The sequence below is a fragment of the Bacillus sp. M13(2017) genome, assembly GCF_002218325.1.
Taxonomy (GTDB): Bacteria; Bacillota; Bacilli; order Bacillales; family Bacillaceae_G; genus Bacillus_A; species Bacillus_A thuringiensis_K.
The window spans coordinates 26,265-44,377 of record NZ_KZ268520.1; the positions used below are offsets into that span (position 1 = coordinate 26,265).

Genomic DNA, 18,113 nt, shown 5'->3' on the forward strand with positions numbered 1-18,113 from the left:
TTAGTTTATATAGGTTATTTTATATTTAGACTAGAAAGTGAAACTTACGTCCCACTTTCTAAGCTTACATAAGTAGTTATACTTGAACAATCGATAAAAATCAATTATTCACCTTTATTTTTTTTGATAATTTCTTCAGAAACAGACTTTGGTACTTCTTCATAGTGGTCAAACACCATAGAGAATGTTCCGCGTCCTTGAGTGTTAGAACGTAATGACGTTGCATAACCGAACATTTCAGAAAGTGGAACCATAGCGCGAACAACTTGTGCGTTACCGCGAGCTTCCATACCTTCTACACGTCCACGACGAGATGTTACGTCACCCATAATGTCACCCATGTACTCTTCAGGAATTACAACTTCAACTTTCATCATTGGCTCAAGAATTACTGGGCTACATTTAGAAACCGCAGCTTTAAGTGCCATAGATGCAGCGATTTTGAACGCCATCTCAGATGAATCGACATCATGGTAAGATCCGTCAACTAATGCAGCTTTAATGTCAACTAGTGGATAACCAGCTAGTACACCATTTTTAAGTGCATCTTCAAGACCTGCTCCAACAGCTGGGATGTATTCACGAGGAACTACACCACCGACGATCTTGTTTTCGAATTCGAATCCTTTACCTTCTTCGTTAGGTTCAAACTCAATCCAAACGTGACCGAATTGTCCACGACCACCAGATTGACGAGCGAACTTCCCTTCAACTTTCGCAGCAGCGCGGAAAGTCTCACGGTATGCTACCTGAGGAGCACCAACGTTTGCTTCCACTTTGAATTCACGACGCATACGGTCAACGATGATATCAAGGTGAAGTTCACCCATACCAGCGATGATAGTTTGGCCAGTTTCTTGGTCAGTGTGAGCACGGAATGTTGGATCTTCTTCAGAAAGCTTAGATAATGCTGTACCCATTTTATCTTGGTCAGCTTTAGATTTTGGTTCGATAGCTACAGAGATAACTGGCTCTGGGAATTCCATAGACTCAAGGATAACAAGGCTCTTCTCGTCACAAAGAGTATCACCAGTAGTAGTATCTTTTAAACCTACAGCAGCAGCGATATCACCAGCGTAAACTGTTGAAATCTCTTCACGGCTGTTAGCGTGCATTTGTAGGATACGACCTACACGCTCACGCTTACCTTTAGTTGAGTTTTTCACGTATGATCCAGAGTTTAACACACCAGAGTACACACGGAAGAACGTTAACTTACCAACATAAGGGTCAGTCATGATTTTGAATGCTAAAGCTGCGAATGGTTCTTCATCGCTAGACTTACGTTCTACTTCTTCATCTGTATCCGGTAGAGTACCTTTAATAGCAGGTACATCTAGTGGAGATGGAAGGTAGTCGATAACTGCGTCTAACAGAATTTGAACACCTTTGTTTTTGAATGCAGAACCACAGATTACTGGGAAGAATTCTACAGAAGTTGTAGCCTTACGGATACCAGCTTTAAGCTCTTCTACAGTGATTTCTTCACCTTCTAGGTACTTCATCATCATTTCTTCATCAAGCTCAGCTACCGCTTCAATAAGTTTTCCACGGTATTCTTCAGCTAATTCTTTGTGCTCTTCAGGAATTTCAACACGTTGAATGTCTGTTCCTAAATCGTTACCGTACATGTAAGCACACTCTTCAACAAGGTCAATGATACCATTGAACTCATCTTCAGCACCGATTGGTAACTGAATTGGATGTGCGTTTGCTTGTAAACGATCGTGGATTGTTCCTACAGAGTATAAGAAATCTGCACCGATCTTATCCATTTTGTTAACGAATACGATACGAGGTACGCCGTAAGTAGTAGCCTGACGCCAAACAGTTTCTGTTTGTGGTTCTACACCAGATTGCGCATCAAGTACTGCTACAGCACCATCAAGTACGCGTAAAGAACGTTCTACTTCTACTGTGAAATCTACGTGTCCTGGAGTATCAATGATGTTTACACGATGACCTTTCCATTGTGCTGTAGTTGCAGCAGAAGTAATTGTGATACCACGCTCTTGCTCTTGCTCCATCCAGTCCATCTGAGATGCACCTTCGTGAGTTTCACCGATTTTATGAATACGTCCTGTGTAGTACAGAATACGCTCAGTTGCTGTTGTTTTACCAGCATCGATGTGAGCCATGATACCAATATTACGAGTGTTTTCTAAAGAGAACTCTCTTGCCATTTGGTGTCTTGCTCCTTCCATATATGGATTGGATTTTTTTATTTTAAGTAGCAAAAAAGCCACTTTATATTGTTACACATGTCAGTATGTCCAGTACTCTCATTATGTAAAACGAGCGCCCGATGAAAGGGAGAGGCATTCTCCCTCTCCACACTTCCATAAGCGACAAATAAAGCGGTTTATGCTTACATTTATTTTACGTTGAATCCTACCAACGGTAATGAGCAAATGCTTTGTTAGCTTCTGCCATTTTATGAGTGTCTTCACGTTTCTTAACAGATGCACCAGCGTTGTTAGCTGCATCTAAGATTTCGTTAGCAAGACGCTCTTCCATAGTTTTTTCACCACGAAGACGAGCGTAGTTTACTAACCAACGAAGACCTAAAGTTGTACGGCGTTCTGGACGAACCTCAACTGGAACTTGGTAGTTAGCACCACCAACACGACGAGCACGTACTTCAAGAACAGGCATGATGTTCTTAAGAGCTTGCTCGAATACTTCCATTGGCTCTTTACCAGTACGTTCGTTTACGATATCGAACGCATTATAAAGAATTGTTTGAGATTTACCTTTTTTACCGTCAACCATCATTTTGTTGATAAGGCGTGTTACTAGCTTCGAATTGTACATTGGATCTGGTAACACGTCACGTTTCGCAACAGGTCCTTTACGAGGCATATTGAGTTCCTCCTTTCATTTTAAAGTTATTATTTTTTAGCAGGTTTTGGTCTCTTAGTACCATATTTAGAACGTCCTTGCATACGTTTGTCAACACCAGCTGTGTCAAGCGCACCACGAACGATGTGGTAACGTACCCCCGGTAAATCCTTTACACGACCACCGCGAATTAATACTACGCTATGCTCTTGTAGGTTATGACCGATACCTGGGATGTAAGCTGTAACCTCGATACCGTTTGTTAAACGTACACGAGCGTATTTACGTAACGCTGAGTTAGGTTTCTTTGGAGTCATTGTACCAACACGAGTACATACACCACGTTTTTGAGGTGCAGAGATATCAGTTGATTTTTTCTTTAAAGAGTTAAAACCTTTGTTTAACGCAGGTGATTTAGATTTCCATACTTTATCAGTACGACCATTTCTCACTAATTGGTTAATAGTAGGCATTTGATTATCCTCCCTTCGCATGTTTGTATGACCACATATCCAGGTGGTTCATTATTAGTTGAAAACAAAGTTTTTGCAAGGAAGAGCAAATGCTCTCTCCTCACAAAAACAGTTTTAACTTATTATTCCTATTGCTGAAGCTCCCACTTGAATCCCCGAAGCTTTACCAAGCTTACGAACTGATTCAACTTTTGTTATGGGCACGTTATATTGCATTGCAATACGAATGATAGCATGGGTTAACCGCATGTCAGCATCCTCTGCGATGACAACTTCTTTAACTGTACCATTTTTGATTGCTTCCAATGTGCGTTTATGACCAACGACTACATTTTCAGCAGTTGATACTTTTTGATAAGACATATAAATATCCTCCAAAGCATCGTTCAGGAGCAACCTTGATTATAGTAACATTTTGACTCATACAATGTCAACTAAGATTAATTGTTTTTATACAAAATTTATGCCGGAAAATTTTACTGTTCCACATAAACCTCATCGTTTTCTACATTCATGTCATCTTGTGTTGTTTTTACAAGATCCACTTTGCGATAACGATTCATACCTGTTCCAGCAGGAACAAGTTTACCGATAATAACATTTTCTTTTAATCCTAGAAGTTCATCGCGTTTACCCTTAATTGCTGCATCAGTTAAGACACGAGTTGTTTCTTGGAACGATGCTGCAGATAAGAATGAATCTGTTTCAAGTGAAGCTTTTGTAATACCAAGCAGAACAGGTCTAGCTGTTGCTGGTTGCTTACCTTGCAGTAAGACCTTAGCATTCGCATCAGTAAACTGATGGATATCTAGTAATGTTCCTGGTAATACATCTGTTTCACCTGCATCACTTACACGAACTTTACGTAACATTTGACGTACCATTACTTCTACGTGTTTGTCACCAATTTCTACCCCTTGCATACGGTATACTTTTTGAACTTCACGTAATAAGTATTCTTGAACCGCCGTAATGTCCGTTACTTTTAGTAATTCTTTCGGATCAATAGAACCTTCTGTTAACTCTTTACCGTGGCTAATTGGCTGTCCTGGAGTTACTTTCAGACGAGCACCGTAAGGAATAGCATACGTACGAGCTTCAACTTCACCCTGTACAACTACTTCTTGGCGATCTTTAACGTCGTTGATCGCTGCGATAACACCGTCGATTTCACTGATAACTGCCTGACCTTTCGGATTACGAGCTTCGAAGATCTCTTGGATACGAGGTAAACCTTGAGTGATATCATCTCCGGCAACCCCACCTGTATGGAATGTACGCATCGTTAACTGTGTACCTGGCTCACCGATAGATTGAGCTGCGATAATACCTACCGCTTCTCCTACTTCTACGTCTGTTCCAGTTGCTAAGTTACGACCGTAACACTTCTTACATACACCGTGGCGAGTGTTACACGTAAACGCTGAACGAATGTTTACAGTTTCAACACCCGAATTTTCAACGATATGAGCGATATCTTCAGTAATTAATTGATTTTCAGCAACTAATACTTCACCTGTTTCAGGATGTTTTACAGTTTTTCTTGCAAAACGTCCAACAAGACGATCATATAATGACTCGATAACTTCATTACCCTCTTTAATCGCACCAATTAATAAACCGCGATCTGTTCCACAATCATCTTCACGAACGATTACATCTTGTGCAACGTCAACAAGACGACGTGTTAAGTAACCAGAATCGGCAGTTTTAAGTGCTGTATCGGCAAGACCTTTACGCGCACCATGCGTAGAGATGAAGTACTCAAGTACTGTTAAACCTTCACGGAAACTCGATTTGATTGGAAGTTCGATGATACGACCAGATGGATTGGCCATAAGACCACGCATACCAGCAAGCTGAGTAAAGTTAGATGCGTTACCACGGGCACCTGAGTCACTCATCATGAAGATTGGGTTGCGTTTATTCAAGGATTTCATCAGTTTTCCTTGGATAACATCTTTTGCATTACTCCAAATAGAGATAACACGATCGTAACGTTCTTCTTCCGTGATTAAACCGCGACGGAATTGTTTAATTACATTATCTACTTTTGCTTGTGCTTCGTGGAGAATTTCATCTTTTTCGCCTAATACAAGAATGTCAGATACCCCAACTGTAATACCAGCTTTTGTAGAGTACTTGAATCCTAAGTTTTTCATACGATCAAGCATGCGAGACGTTTCTGTAATTTGGAAACGTTTGAACACTTCCGCAATGATGTTACCAAGGATTTTCTTGCTAAATGGCGCCACTTCTTCGCGACTAGCAATAATTTCTTTAATGTTCGCACCTTTTTCAACGAAGTATTTCGCTGGTGTTTCTTTTTCAAGGTTTGAATTTGTTGGTTCATTAATATAAGGGAACGACTCTGGTAAGATTTCGTTAAATATTAATTTACCAACTGTTGTTAATAGAAGCATACTCTTTTGCTCTTCAGTAAATGTTGCGTTGTTTACTGCACTTGCAGCTACTGCAACACGTGTATGAAGATGAACATATCCATTTTGATATGCAAGTAATGCTTCGTTTGCATCTTTGAAGACCATACCTTCACCGATTGCACCTTCACGCTCAAGTGTTAAGTAATAGTTACCTAATACCATATCCTGAGATGGAGTAACAACTGGTTTACCGTCTTTCGGGTTCAAGATGTTTTGTGCCGCTAACATAAGAAGACGAGCTTCAGCTTGAGCTTCTGATGATAAAGGTACGTGAACGGCCATTTGGTCACCGTCAAAGTCCGCGTTGTATGCAGTACATACAAGTGGGTGAAGACGGATTGCGCGACCTTCTACTAATGTAGGTTCAAACGCCTGGATACCAAGACGGTGAAGTGTTGGTGCGCGGTTTAGAAGTACTGGATGTTCTTTAATCACAGACTCTAAAACGTCCCAAACTTCAGGTTGTACACGCTCGATTTTACGTTTCGCACTCTTAATGTTATGTGCTAATCCTTTTTCAACTAACTCTTTCATTACGAAAGGTTTGAACAGTTCAAGCGCCATTTCTTTTGGTAATCCACATTGATACATCTTTAAGTTCGGTCCTACAACAATTACAGAACGACCAGAGTAGTCAACACGTTTACCTAATAAGTTTTGACGGAAACGTCCTTGTTTACCTTTAAGCATGTGAGATAGTGATTTTAATGGACGGTTACCTGGTCCAGTAACTGGACGGCCACGACGACCATTATCGATTAATGCGTCTACAGCTTCTTGTAACATACGTTTTTCGTTTTGAACGATGATGCTTGGTGCACCTAAGTCCAATAGACGTTTTAAACGATTGTTACGGTTAATTACACGACGGTATAAGTCGTTTAAGTCAGAAGTAGCAAAACGTCCACCATCTAACTGTACCATTGGGCGTAGTTCTGGTGGGATTACTGGTAGAACATCTAAGATCATCCAAGATGGTTCATTTCCAGAGTTACGGAATGCTTCTAATACTTCTAGACGTTTAATAGCACGAGTACGGCGTTGTCCTTGTGCTGTTTTTAATTCTTCTTTTAAGAAGTCTACTTCTTTATCTAAATCGATGTCTTGTAGTAGCTTTTTAATCGCTTCTGCACCCATAGCAGCTTGGAATGTGCTACCATATCGATCACGATATGCACGGTATTCTTTTTCAGAAAGTAATTGCTTCTTATCAAGTGGTGTATCTCCACTTTCTGTTACAACATAAGAAGCGAAATAAATTACTTCTTCAAGCGCGCGAGGGGACATGTCTAAGACAAGTCCCATGCGGCTCGGGATACCTTTGAAATACCAAATATGAGATACAGGAGCAGCTAATTCGATATGACCCATGCGTTCACGACGTACTTTTGCACGCGTTACTTCAACGCCACATCGATCACAAACTACACCTTTATAACGTACACGTTTGTATTTTCCGCAATGACATTCCCAGTCCTTTTGTGGTCCGAAAATACGCTCACAGAACAAGCCATCTTTTTCAGGCTTTAACGTACGATAGTTAATAGTTTCTGGTTTCTTAACTTCACCGTATGACCAAGAACGAATCTTGTCAGGTGAAGCAAGTCCAATCTTCATATATTCAAAGTTATTTACATCTATCAAGGGGCCTACCTCCCTTTTAGTCTACAGGTTATCCCAATTATTCCTTAGTTGTCTCAACTTCGACATTCAATTTATCTGCTGATTGATGATCATCGTCATCTTCTGTATCACGCATTTCAATTTCTGTATCGTCGCTAGACATCATTTTAACGTCCATACCTAAACTTTGCAGCTCTTTAATCAATACTTTGAATGATTCAGGAACGCCTGGTTCTGGAACATTTTCGCCTTTAACAATTGCTTCATAAGTCTTAACACGTCCAACAACATCATCAGACTTCACTGTTAAGATTTCTTGAAGAGTATAAGCAGCACCGTAAGCTTCAAGTGCCCAAACCTCCATCTCACCGAAACGCTGTCCACCGAACTGAGCTTTACCTCCAAGAGGTTGCTGCGTTACAAGTGAGTATGGTCCAGTAGAACGAGCATGAAGTTTATCGTCAACCATGTGCGCAAGTTTGATCATATACATGACACCAACAGATACGCGGTTATCGAATGGTTCACCAGTACGTCCGTCATACAGGATTGTTTTCGCGTCATTTGCCATACCAGCTTCTTCAATTGTGCCCCAAACATCTTCCTCACGAGCACCATCGAATACTGGTGTTGCAATGTGAATGCCAAGGTATCTTGCTGCCATACCAAGATGAAGCTCTAATACCTGACCGATATTCATACGAGATGGTACCCCTAATGGGTTTAACATGATATCGATTGGCGTACCGTCTGGTAAGTAAGGCATATCTTCTTCTGGTAAAATACGAGAAATAACACCTTTGTTACCGTGACGTCCGGCCATCTTGTCACCTTCAGAAATTTTACGTTTTTGAACGATATATGCACGTACAAGTTGATTCACGCCTGGTGGCAATTCATCGCCATCTTCACGGTTGAATACTTTTACGTCTAAGATAATACCGCCACCACCGTGTGGTACACGTAGTGATGTATCACGTACTTCACGCGCTTTTTCTCCAAAGATAGCATGTAATAGACGTTCTTCAGCTGTTAATTCTGTTACACCTTTAGGTGTTACTTTACCAACAAGTAAATCTCCATCTTTTACTTCAGCACCAACGCGAATGATACCGCGCTCGTCAAGGTTACGTAATGCGTCTTCCCCAACGTTTGGAATGTCACGTGTAATTTCTTCTGGTCCAAGCTTCGTATCACGAGCTTCTGATTCATATTCTTCAATATGAATAGAAGTGTACACATCATCTTTTACAAGGCGCTCACTCATGATGATCGCATCCTCGTAGTTATAACCGTCCCAAGTCATGAAGCCAACAAGCACGTTACGTCCAAGTGCTAGTTCACCTAATTCCATAGAAGGACCATCCGCAAGGATTTCACCTTTTACAACTTCATTTCCAACACTTACGATTGGACGTTGGTTGTAACAAGTTCCTTGGTTAGAACGAATGAATTTTTGCATTTTATAGCGATCTAAGTCGCCTTTTACTGTTTGACCGTCAACTTCTACATAGCGACGTACCCAAACTTCACGTGCTTCTACGCGCTCAACAACACCAGGATGTTTACAGATTACTGCAGCACCTGAGTCTTTTGCTGATACGTACTCCATACCTGTACCTACAATCGGAGATTCCGGATTCATTAACGGAACCGCCTGACGTTGCATGTTCGCTCCCATAAGTGCGCGGTTAGAGTCATCGTTTTCTAAGAACGGAATACAAGCTGTCGCTGCCGACACTACTTGTTTTGGAGATACATCCATGTAGTCGATGCGTTCTCTATTTGTGACAATGTTTTCACCACGGAAACGAGCTACGATATCTTCACTTAGGAATTCACCTTCGTCAGATAATTTCATATTCGCTTGGGCTACAACATAGTTATCTTCTTCATCTGCTGTTAAGTAATCAACATGCCCTGTTACAAGACCAGTTTCTGGGTCAACACGACGGTATGGTGTTTCAATGAAACCAAACTCATTTACTTTCGCGAACGAAGATAACGAGTTAATCAAACCGATGTTTGGTCCCTCTGGTGTTTCAATCGGACACATACGACCGTAGTGAGAGTAATGAACGTCACGCACTTCAAAGCCTGCGCGCTCACGTGTTAAACCACCAGGTCCTAATGCAGATAGTCTTCGTTTGTGAGTTAACTCTGCTAATGGGTTTGTTTGGTCCATAAACTGAGATAACTGAGAACTTCCGAAGAACTCTTTAATAGATGCAATAACAGGACGAATATTAATTAGTGCCTGTGGTGTAATTGCATTTGTATCTTGGATCGACATTCTCTCACGAACAACACGTTCCATACGAGAAAGACCGATACGGAATTGATTTTGTAATAGTTCTCCAACAGAACGCAGACGACGGTTTCCTAAATGGTCAATATCATCTGTATCCCCTACTTTGTATAGTAGGTTGAAGAAGTAACTGATAGAAGCAAGGATATCACCTGGTGTGATGTGTTTCACATCACGAGTAATGTTTGCATTACCAATTACATTAATTACGCGTTCGCCTTCCGACTCAGGAGCATAAATCTTAATAGATTGCAGCTCAACATCGCCTTCTACCACTCCACCCATTGGTTTCGCTGTTTTGAATCCAATGTTTTTCTCTAAGTAAGGTAAAATGCGATCAAGTGTACGACGATCTAAGATTGTTCCTTCTGCCGCTAAAATTTCACCAGTTTCTGGATCCACTAATGTTTCAGCTAAACGTTGATTAAACAATCTGTTTTTAATGTGTAACTTCTTGTTGATCTTATAGCGACCTACATTTGCTAAATCGTAGCGCTTTGGATCGAAGAAACGAGACACAAGTAAGCTCTTAGCATTTTCTACTGTTGGTGGTTCACCAGGACGTAGACGCTCATAAATTTCAAGCAATGCTTTTTCTGTGCTATCTGTGTTGTCTTTTTCTAATGTGTTGCTTAAGTATTCGTTATCACCTAAAAGCTCGGTGATTTCTTGATCAGAGCCAAACCCTAATGCGCGTAACAAAACAGTTACAGGAAGTTTACGCGTACGGTCAATACGCACATATACAACATCCTTAGCATCTGTCTCATACTCTAACCAAGCTCCGCGGTTTGGAATTACAGTAGCAGTAAAACCACGTTTTCCGTTTTTATCCACTTTGCCACTATAGTATACGCTTGGAGAGCGAACTAACTGGGAAACGATAACACGTTCTGCACCGTTAATTACGAATGTTCCAGTCTCTGTCATGAGTGGGAAATCTCCCATGAACACATCTTGTTCTTTTACTTCACCAGTTTCCTTGTTGATTAGACGCACTTTTACACGAAGTGGTGCTGCATACGTCACATCACGCTCTTTGCATTCGTCTACAGAGTATTTAGGTTCACCTAAGCTGTAGTCGATAAATTCAAGCGATAGATTTCCCGTAAAGTCTTCAATCGGAGAAATGTCTTGGAACATTTCTCGCAAACCCTCATCAAGAAACCACTGATAAGAAGAGGTTTGAATTTCGATAAGATTTGGTAACTCTAATACTTCACTAATACGGGCATAACTTCTTCGTTGGCGGTGGCGTCCGTATTGAACTAGTTGACCTGTCAACTGCTTCACCCCTCAAATCATGAGTATTATAAATGCACAAAAAAATTTGTGCAAAATCACAAATAAATACAACTACTGCTATTAGCGTAGTCTCTTTCTCTTAAAGATAAATACGTTGAGTCTTTCTACCTGCTCAAAAAAGAAAAATGGCTTCTATAAGAAAACCATCATTCTGTTTCATAATCTGCTGATTTTACTATCTTTTCCAAGAGAAACAAAAATATACATCTTTCTCAACGCAGAAAATCATATATTGGCATTGTATAATGTTAACATAGCCAAAAATAACCGTCAACGTTTTTTTGATTTTATGATATAATATCCTTTTTTCTTTTCTACAACCTCAACTTCAGAAAATACTTCTTCTAGTTTTTTTAGCGCAGACGGTGCACCTTGTTTCTTTTGAATAACAATCCAAAGTTCTCCACCTGGAACTAAATACTCCACAGCTTTTTCTAAAATCTCATGTACGATATCTTTACCCGCACGAATCGGAGGGTTAGATAGAATAGCAGCATACTTACCATCTACATTTTCATAGACGCTACTTTGAAAAATACGTATATTCTCGATTTTGTTATTAGCGGCGTTTTCTTTCGCAAGCCCAAGTGCCCTCTCATTCACATCCACCATGTGAACTTCACGACCTTGAAACTCTTTCGCTAACGACAAACCAATAGGACCGTATCCGCAACCTACGTCTAATATATTACCTTTAATATCTGGCATTTGAAACGCTTCAATTAAAAGACGGGAACCAAAGTCCACTTCGTTTTTCGAGAACACCCCATGGTCAGATAAGAAAGTAAATCGAGATCCACGAAGGACAAACTCCCATCGCTTGCGATCACTTTTACTAGAAGGGTCGTTAGAAAAATAATGGTCTGCCATATGGCCACCTCTTTTCTTTACAGTTAAAAAAAAAGCTCGCATGAGAGCGAGCTTTTTTTAAAGCATCAAAAGTTAATTACTTAACTTCTACAGCAGCGCCAACTTCTTCAAGTTTAGCTTTGATTTCTTCAGCTTCTTCTTTAGCAGCAGCTTCTTTGATTACTTTTGGAGTGTTGTCAACTAATTCTTTAGCTTCTTTTAAGCCAAGACCAGTGATTTCACGAACAACTTTGATAACTTTGATTTTTTGTGCACCAGCGCTAGTTAGTTCCACATCAAATTCAGTTTTCTCAGCAGCAGCTTCTCCAGCGCCACCAGCAACAGCTACAGGAGCAGCAGCAGTTACGCCGAATTCTTCCTCGATAGCTTTTACTAAGTCGTTAAGTTCTAATACAGTCATAGATTTAACTGCTTCAATGATTTGTTCTTTAGTCATTGTAAATATCCTCCCTTAAATAGGTTTGTATTGTTTTATCGATAATACGTAATTATCTTTTAAAAAATTAAGCGCCTTGCTCTTCCTTTTGGTCTGCAACTGCTTTAGTAGCAAGTGCAAGGTTACGGATTGGAGCTTGAAGAACGCTAAGAAGCATAGAAAGTAAGCCTTCACGTGATGGAAGAGTAGCGATTGCTTTAACCTCATCAAGTGTTACAAGTTTACCTTCGATTACGCCCGCTTTAATTTCTAAAGCTTCATGATCTTTAGCGAAGTCGTTTAATACTTTCGCAGGAGCAACTACATCCTCGTTACTGAACGCGATTGCGTTTGGTCCTGTTAAGAATTCATTTAACTCAGCCATTTCAGCAGATTCTGCAGCACGACGAGTTAGAGAGTTTTTGTAAACTTTGAACTCAACGCCAGCTTCACGTAATTGCTTACGTAATTCTGTTGCTTCAGAAACTGTTAAACCACGGTAGTCAACAACGATTGTAGATTTACTAGCGCGAAGTTTGTCCGCGATTTCAGTTACAACTTGTTGTTTAGTTTCGATTACTTTGCTCATGTTATTACACCTCCTGTAGATTATATAGAAGATGTACCGAAAGTGCACTAAAAACCTCCATGCCCAACTTGTAGACATGGAGGCATATAGTCACAGAAAAAAGATTCCGCTTCGTATATTAACACCTAGGTAGGAAATTAAGTCTATTGACACCTACTGTCTACGGTACACTAATTAAATTCACAACATAAATGATTATATTAAAACTTCTTTATGAAGTCAACTTCCAAAATTTACGCTAATGTAGAAACGTCTACACGTACGCCAGGTCCCATTGTAGAAGCAACTGTTACGTTCTTCATGTAAGTACCTTTTGCAGCAGCTGGCTTAACTTTTTGTAAAGTGTCAGCAATTGTTTTGAAGTTTTCTACTAATTTAGCATCTTCGAAAGATACTTTACCGATTGGAACGTGGATGTTACCAGCTTTATCAACGCGGTATTCAACTTTACCAGCTTTGATTTCGTTAACAGCTTTAGTTACATCGAAAGTAACTGTTCCAGTTTTAGGGTTTGGCATTAAACCTTTAGGTCCTAATACGCGACCAAGTTTACCAACTTCACCCATCATATCAGGAGTTGCTACTACTACATCGAAATCGAACCAACCTTGTTGGATTTTACCGATGTAATCAGTATCGCCTACGAAGTCAGCTCCAGCAGCTTCAGCTTCTTTAGCTTTTTCACCTTTAGCAAATACTAATACACGTTGTACTTTACCAGTACCATGTGGAAGAACAACTGCACCACGGATTTGTTGGTCAGCTTTCTTAGGGTCAACACCTAAACGGAATGCAGCTTCTACAGTTGCATCAAATTTAGCTGTGTTTGTTTTCTTTACTAATTCTACTGCTTCTGTTGCAGAGTAAGCAGCTGCACGATCAACAAGCTTTGCAGCTTCTACGTACTTTTTACCTCTTTTAGCCATTTTTATTTCCTCCTCGAATGTGGTTTTAGCGGAATAACCTCCCACGTTTACGCCTGTTTTCAGGTATAACCTGAGGATGAGCGCCATCCATTTATTTAAAAACGATAATCATTTACGATAATAAAGGTTGCGAATTGGAATTCCAGACCCGCAACCTTTTTTAAAAACAAATCGAATTAGTCTTCGATAACGATGCCCATACTGCGTGCAGTACCTTCAACCATACGCATTGCAGCTTCTACGCTAGCAGCGTTTAGGTCAGGCATTTTAGTTTCAGCGATTTCGCGTACTTTATCACGCTTAACAGTTGCCACTTTATTACGGTTTGGTTCACCAGAACCAGACTCAATACCAGCTACTTTCTTAAGAAGAACAGCAGCAGGAGGAGTTTTAGTAATGAAAGTGAATGAACGGTCCTCAAATACCGTAATTTCAACAGGGATGATAAGACCAGCTTGATCTGCTGTACGAGCGTTAAACTCTTTACAGAAGCCCATGATGTTAACACCTGCTTGTCCTAATGCTGGACCAACTGGTGGAGCTGGGTTAGCTTTACCTGCAGGAATTTGAAGCTTTACCATTTTAATTACCTTTTTAGCCACGAGACACACCTCCTTAAGTCCGTGATGTGGTCAATTGGACAGTGATTTGCCCTCCCACGTCATATTTTATCTGTAAGGATAAAATCTTTCAAAAAACGTCTCCGATAACGAAGACGTACTGACTTAAAAGATATTATCACTTTTTACAATTCATTTCAAGTTTCATTTTATAATTTTTCAATTTGATGGAAGTCAAGTTCAACTGGAGTCTCGCGACCAAACATGTCCACAAGTACGCTAACCTTTTTCTTCTCCACATCAATTTCTTCAATAGCACCTGTATAATCTGCGAATGGCCCCTCATTTACACGTACTGTCTCATGAAGTTCAAAGTCGAAATCAACCACTTCGTTATCCATGCCCATATGTTTCATAATGGTAACAACTTCCTCTTCTAATAGAGGTGATGGTTTAGATCCAGAACCAGAAGAACCAACGAACCCAGTTACACCTGGCGTGTTACGTACAACATACCAAGAGTCATCAGTCATGATTAATTCTACTAATACATAACCTGGGAACACTTTTCTTTTCATTAATTTTTCTTTTCCGTTTTTCATTTCTACTTCTACTTCTTCCGGGACAACAACACGGAAAATTTTATCTTGCATACCCATTGATTCTACACGTTTCTCTAGGTTTGCTTTTACTTTATTTTCATATCCAGAATAAGTATGGACAACATACCAACTTTTTTCCATTCATTTAGGACGAGCGTCCTTCCCTCCCTGACGTACATTTTTTTGCGCAAATGAAAAAACCCGTTCACCGGGCTTTTACACAGTTCTTATAAATAACATTATATCATGGATAAGTGCTTCTTATTCAAGAATTAACCAAGAATTAACCGAATTAAAGAAGAAATGCCCATATCAACTACTGCGAAGAAAATCGCAAAGAACACAACTGTAGCAACAACAGTCGCTGTTGAGCGGAGTAATTCATCTTTTTTAGGCCAACTTACTTTTTTCATTTCGCGACCTACATCGCCGAAAAAGTTCGTTAAACGCATCTGCGGGACCTCCAGTGTATTATTTCAATTATTTATTTTGTTTCCTTGTGAACTGTATGCTGATTGCATGTTTTACAAAACTTTTTTATTTCAAGTCGCTCTATTGAGCTCGTATCTTTCATAGTAGAGTAGTTTCGATTTTTACACTCTTCACATGAGAGTACAACTTTTTTCCTCATTAGTTACACCAACCTTGTAACATTATGTCCCTAAAAATGTATCATACAATAAAAGACAATGTCAATGACATGCATTTGTACTCTCTACAAAAGAAAACAGGTGATTTATTTTACACCTGTAGCACTTGTTACTTCTTATGAATTTAAAGTTGTACTTTCTCTCATTTCCATATATCGTTCCAATTTCCTCTTTACTCGTTGTAAAGCGTTATCAATAGATTTCACATGCCTGTTTAACTGTTCTGAAATCTCTTGATAAGAACGACCATCTAAATATAAAGAAAGCACTTTCCTTTCTAAATCGCTTAATAATTCAGATATTTTTGATTCTATGTCTGTATATTCTTCCTGGCTAATGATCATCTCTTCAGGATCAGTCACCTTTGCTTCAGAAATAACATCCAATAACGTTCGATCAGATTCCTCATCGTAAATCGGCTTATCTAAAGACACATACGAATTTAAAGGAATATGTTTTTGTCTTGTTGCCGTTTTAATAGCGGTAATAATTTGTCGAGTGATACATAGTTCAGCAAATGCTTTGAATGAAGACAGCTTGTCCTCTTTATAATCACGAATTGCTTTAAACAACCCTATCATACCTTCTTGAACAATGTCTTCTCGATCGGCACCCACTAAAAAGTAAGATCTTGATTTCGCACGAACAAAGTTCTTATACTTGTGAATTAAATATTCTAGAGCGTCAGTATTACCTTTTCGAACTAACTCAACGATTGCCTCATCCTCTAAATCACGAAATGTAACGTCGCCTATACTTACGAAGCCTGCTTCCACCTTGATCCCTCCGACCGCTATTTATTTAGCAATATTATACAGTAAAAAGATAAAGAGCGTCAATGCTTCAACGCTCTCCTCTTCTTAATTTTTCTAATTTTTCTGTAATATCTTTACTAAATATCTTTCTCATGGCGGGCTGCTGTTCTTTCGTGTCTTTTGTACGCCTTCTTACTTGTTGTTCCATCGCTTGTACTTCCAACTCTAATTCACGCGCAGATTTTCGAAGGGCACCTTGCCCAAATATAACCCATTGTTCTGTATAATCAGAAGTCGCAACATATATTTGTGTATTTATATTTCTAAGCTCTATTGCAAGTTGCTCTATCTTTTCGTCTGCAGTTTGATTCTTTCGTGTGAATATGACTTCTACACGAGATTGTTTCATCTTTTTTTCAATACCATGGACTGTATAGGCATCAAAGACTATCATCACTTTTGTGCCTGTATACCCTTGATAATCCGCCATCTTATCAATAAGCGCATCTCTTGATGATTGTAAATCTACATCCCGCAGTTTCTTCAAATCTCCCCAAGCTCCGATAATGTTGTAACCGTCAACGATTAAAATATCGTTCATTTTTTATTTACCAATTTCGTGACGTTTACGATATACCTCATACATTAACAAACTTGCGGCTACTGAAGCATTTAAGGATGTAACTTTCCCCACCATCGGTAGAGTGATTAGGAAATCACATTTTTCACCAATAATACGACTCATACCTTTTCCTTCACTACCAATTACTAATCCAATCGGCATTGTACCATCTAAATTACGGTAATCCGTTTTCCCTTTGGCATCTGTACCAGCAATCCAAAGTCCACGCTCTTTTAATTCATCAATTGTACGAGATAAGTTTGTTACGCGCGCAACAGGAATGTATTCAATCGCTCCTGTTGATGCTTTCGCAACTGATGCTGTAAGTCCCACAGCTCTTCTCTTCGGAATAATAATTCCATGAGCTCCTGTTGCATCAGCAGTACGCATAATAGAACCTAGGTTATGCGGATCTTCAATCTCATCTAAAATTAAGAAGAATGGATCTTCATTACGTTTTTCTGCCACTTTGAATAAATCTTCTAACTCTGCATACTGATATGCAGCTACTTGAGCAATTACACCTTGATGATTACCCTCAACTAATTGATCTAACTTTTTCTTTGGTGCATGTTGTAAAATAATCTTATTTTCTTTCGCTAACGCTAGTACAATTTGTACTTGTCCTTTGGCAGCACCTTCTGCGATCCAAATTTTATTAATATCTCTCCCTGATCTTAACGCTTCAATTACAGGGTTACGTCCGATAATATATTCACTAGTCATGATGATGTGCCCCCTTCCTTTTCTTCTAAAACTGCAATTGCCTTATATACAATTTCATCTAATCTTTCACGATTATTTAATAAATGATGATAACCAATTAGTGCTTCAAAGGCTGTACTATGTCGATATGTTTGTACATCCGTATTTTTCGGAACTGTACCTGAATTTGCATTACGCCCTCTTCTTAATACCGCCTCTTCTTCCTCTGTCAAAAATGCCGTCTCTAATAAATGATAAACAACTTTCGCCTGTGCTTTTGCTGAAACAAAGCTCGTCCCTAAGCGATGTAATTGATTAGGGCGAACTTTTCCTTTTTGAAGGAGGTGATAGCGGATATATTGTTCATATACCGCATCACCCATATACGCTAACGCCAAGCTGTTTAATTGCTTTGCATCAATCAT

18 protein-coding genes and 1 other annotated feature are annotated in these 18,113 nt (G+C 39.5%); all 18 genes read right to left on the reverse strand.

Translation table 11 applies throughout. From position 1 onward, the window contains the following. Positions 1-104: 104 nt before the first annotated feature. Positions 105-2,183, reverse strand: a complete 2,079-nt coding sequence (gene fusA, locus CGQ22_RS28650) for an elongation factor G (protein ID WP_000090370.1) — start codon at positions 2,181-2,183, stop codon at positions 105-107. 208 nt (positions 2,184-2,391) lie between these two features. Next, positions 2,392-2,862, reverse strand: coding sequence for a 30S ribosomal protein S7 (rpsG, locus tag CGQ22_RS28655; RefSeq protein ID WP_001137491.1), 471 nt, complete (start codon positions 2,860-2,862; stop codon positions 2,392-2,394). Between the two features lie 29 nt (positions 2,863-2,891). Further along, on the reverse strand, positions 2,892-3,314 hold the full coding sequence (rpsL, locus tag CGQ22_RS28660; RefSeq protein ID WP_001142341.1) for a 30S ribosomal protein S12: 423 nt from the start codon (positions 3,312-3,314) through the stop codon (positions 2,892-2,894). A gap of 114 nt (positions 3,315-3,428) precedes the next feature. After that, on the reverse strand, positions 3,429-3,677 hold the full coding sequence (locus CGQ22_RS28665; protein ID WP_000121836.1) for a 50S ribosomal protein L7ae-like protein: 249 nt from the start codon (positions 3,675-3,677) through the stop codon (positions 3,429-3,431). 113 nt (positions 3,678-3,790) lie between these two features. Next, positions 3,791-7,402, reverse strand: a complete 3,612-nt coding sequence (gene rpoC, locus CGQ22_RS28670) for a DNA-directed RNA polymerase subunit beta' (RefSeq protein ID WP_000567939.1) — start codon at positions 7,400-7,402, stop codon at positions 3,791-3,793. Positions 7,403-7,439: 37 nt separating this feature from the next. Then, positions 7,440-10,973, reverse strand: a complete 3,534-nt coding sequence (gene rpoB / locus CGQ22_RS28675; protein ID WP_000147553.1) for a DNA-directed RNA polymerase subunit beta — start codon at positions 10,971-10,973, stop codon at positions 7,440-7,442. Between the two features lie 291 nt (positions 10,974-11,264). Then, a complete protein-coding gene (locus CGQ22_RS28680) occupies positions 11,265-11,864 on the reverse strand; it encodes a class I SAM-dependent methyltransferase (RefSeq protein ID WP_000763289.1) in 600 nt (199 codons plus the stop codon). Between the two features lie 76 nt (positions 11,865-11,940). Beyond that, positions 11,941-12,300, reverse strand: a complete 360-nt coding sequence (gene rplL, locus CGQ22_RS28685; protein ID WP_000159736.1) for a 50S ribosomal protein L7/L12 — start codon at positions 12,298-12,300, stop codon at positions 11,941-11,943. A 67-nt stretch (positions 12,301-12,367) separates the two neighbouring features. Beyond that, positions 12,368-12,868, reverse strand: a complete 501-nt coding sequence (gene rplJ / locus CGQ22_RS28690) for a 50S ribosomal protein L10 (protein ID WP_000048716.1) — start codon at positions 12,866-12,868, stop codon at positions 12,368-12,370. A 39-nt stretch (positions 12,869-12,907) separates the two neighbouring features. After that, positions 12,908-13,052, reverse strand: a sequence feature (ribosomal protein L10 leader region). Positions 13,053-13,101: 49 nt separating this feature from the next. After that, positions 13,102-13,794 (reverse strand): 50S ribosomal protein L1, encoded by a 693-nt coding sequence (rplA, locus tag CGQ22_RS28695; RefSeq protein ID WP_001987630.1) that lies wholly within the window; start codon positions 13,792-13,794, stop codon positions 13,102-13,104. A gap of 176 nt (positions 13,795-13,970) precedes the next feature. After that, on the reverse strand, positions 13,971-14,396 hold the full coding sequence (gene rplK, locus CGQ22_RS28700; RefSeq protein WP_001085872.1) for a 50S ribosomal protein L11: 426 nt from the start codon (positions 14,394-14,396) through the stop codon (positions 13,971-13,973). Positions 14,397-14,563: 167 nt separating this feature from the next. After that, positions 14,564-15,097: a transcription termination/antitermination protein NusG gene (gene nusG / locus CGQ22_RS28705; RefSeq protein WP_000415794.1), complete on the reverse strand. Its 534-nt coding sequence runs from the start codon at positions 15,095-15,097 to the stop codon at positions 14,564-14,566. Between the two features lie 131 nt (positions 15,098-15,228). Continuing rightward, positions 15,229-15,408, reverse strand: coding sequence for a preprotein translocase subunit SecE (secE, locus tag CGQ22_RS28710; protein WP_001241323.1), 180 nt, complete (start codon positions 15,406-15,408; stop codon positions 15,229-15,231). 32 nt (positions 15,409-15,440) lie between these two features. After that, positions 15,441-15,587, reverse strand: coding sequence for a 50S ribosomal protein L33 (gene rpmG / locus CGQ22_RS28715; protein WP_014481927.1), 147 nt, complete (start codon positions 15,585-15,587; stop codon positions 15,441-15,443). 135 nt (positions 15,588-15,722) lie between these two features. Then, positions 15,723-16,382, reverse strand: a complete 660-nt coding sequence (locus CGQ22_RS28720; protein WP_000387193.1) for an RNA polymerase factor sigma-70 — start codon at positions 16,380-16,382, stop codon at positions 15,723-15,725. Positions 16,383-16,449: 67 nt separating this feature from the next. Beyond that, on the reverse strand, positions 16,450-16,962 hold the full coding sequence (locus tag CGQ22_RS28725) for an NYN domain-containing protein (RefSeq protein WP_000997886.1): 513 nt from the start codon (positions 16,960-16,962) through the stop codon (positions 16,450-16,452). 3 nt (positions 16,963-16,965) lie between these two features. Beyond that, the gene (gene rlmB, locus CGQ22_RS28730) at positions 16,966-17,709 is read right to left on the reverse strand and encodes a 23S rRNA (guanosine(2251)-2'-O)-methyltransferase RlmB (protein ID WP_000200237.1); all 744 of its coding nucleotides are present in this window, start codon (positions 17,707-17,709) and stop codon (positions 16,966-16,968) included. Beyond that, positions 17,706-18,113: a Mini-ribonuclease 3 gene (locus tag CGQ22_RS28735; RefSeq protein WP_000564261.1), complete on the reverse strand. Its 408-nt coding sequence runs from the start codon at positions 18,111-18,113 to the stop codon at positions 17,706-17,708. Before CGQ22_RS28735 ends, rlmB begins: the two co-directional genes overlap by 4 nt.

Excerpts from the sequence above, each read along its gene's own strand:
- rpsL (WP_001142341.1), bottom strand. The coding sequence starts at position 3,314 with ATGCCTACTATTAACCAATTAGTGAGAAATGGTCGTACTGATAAAGTA.
- rplA (WP_001987630.1), bottom strand. The coding sequence starts at position 13,794 with ATGGCTAAAAGAGGTAAAAAGTACGTAGAAGCTGCAAAGCTTGTTGAT.
- rpsG (WP_001137491.1), bottom strand. The coding sequence starts at position 2,862 with ATGCCTCGTAAAGGACCTGTTGCGAAACGTGACGTGTTACCAGATCCA.
- CGQ22_RS28665 (WP_000121836.1), bottom strand. The coding sequence starts at position 3,677 with ATGTCTTATCAAAAAGTATCAACTGCTGAAAATGTAGTCGTTGGTCAT.
- nusG (WP_000415794.1), bottom strand. The coding sequence starts at position 15,097 with ATGGAAAAAAGTTGGTATGTTGTCCATACTTATTCTGGATATGAAAAT.
- CGQ22_RS28735 (WP_000564261.1), bottom strand. The coding sequence starts at position 18,113 with ATGATTGATGCAAAGCAATTAAACAGCTTGGCGTTAGCGTATATGGGT.
- CGQ22_RS28725 (WP_000997886.1), bottom strand. The coding sequence starts at position 16,962 with ATGAACGATATTTTAATCGTTGACGGTTACAACATTATCGGAGCTTGG.
- rplL (WP_000159736.1), bottom strand. The coding sequence starts at position 12,300 with ATGACTAAAGAACAAATCATTGAAGCAGTTAAATCTATGACTGTATTA.
- rplJ (WP_000048716.1), bottom strand. The coding sequence starts at position 12,868 with ATGAGCAAAGTAATCGAAACTAAACAACAAGTTGTAACTGAAATCGCG.
- secE (WP_001241323.1), bottom strand. The coding sequence starts at position 15,408 with ATGCGTTTAACGAACTTTTTCGGCGATGTAGGTCGCGAAATGAAAAAA.
- CGQ22_RS28680 (WP_000763289.1), bottom strand. The coding sequence starts at position 11,864 with ATGGCAGACCATTATTTTTCTAACGACCCTTCTAGTAAAAGTGATCGC.
- rlmB (WP_000200237.1), bottom strand. The coding sequence starts at position 17,709 with ATGACTAGTGAATATATTATCGGACGTAACCCTGTAATTGAAGCGTTA.
- rpmG (WP_014481927.1), bottom strand. The coding sequence starts at position 15,587 with ATGAGGAAAAAAGTTGTACTCTCATGTGAAGAGTGTAAAAATCGAAAC.
- fusA (WP_000090370.1), bottom strand. The coding sequence starts at position 2,183 with ATGGCAAGAGAGTTCTCTTTAGAAAACACTCGTAATATTGGTATCATG.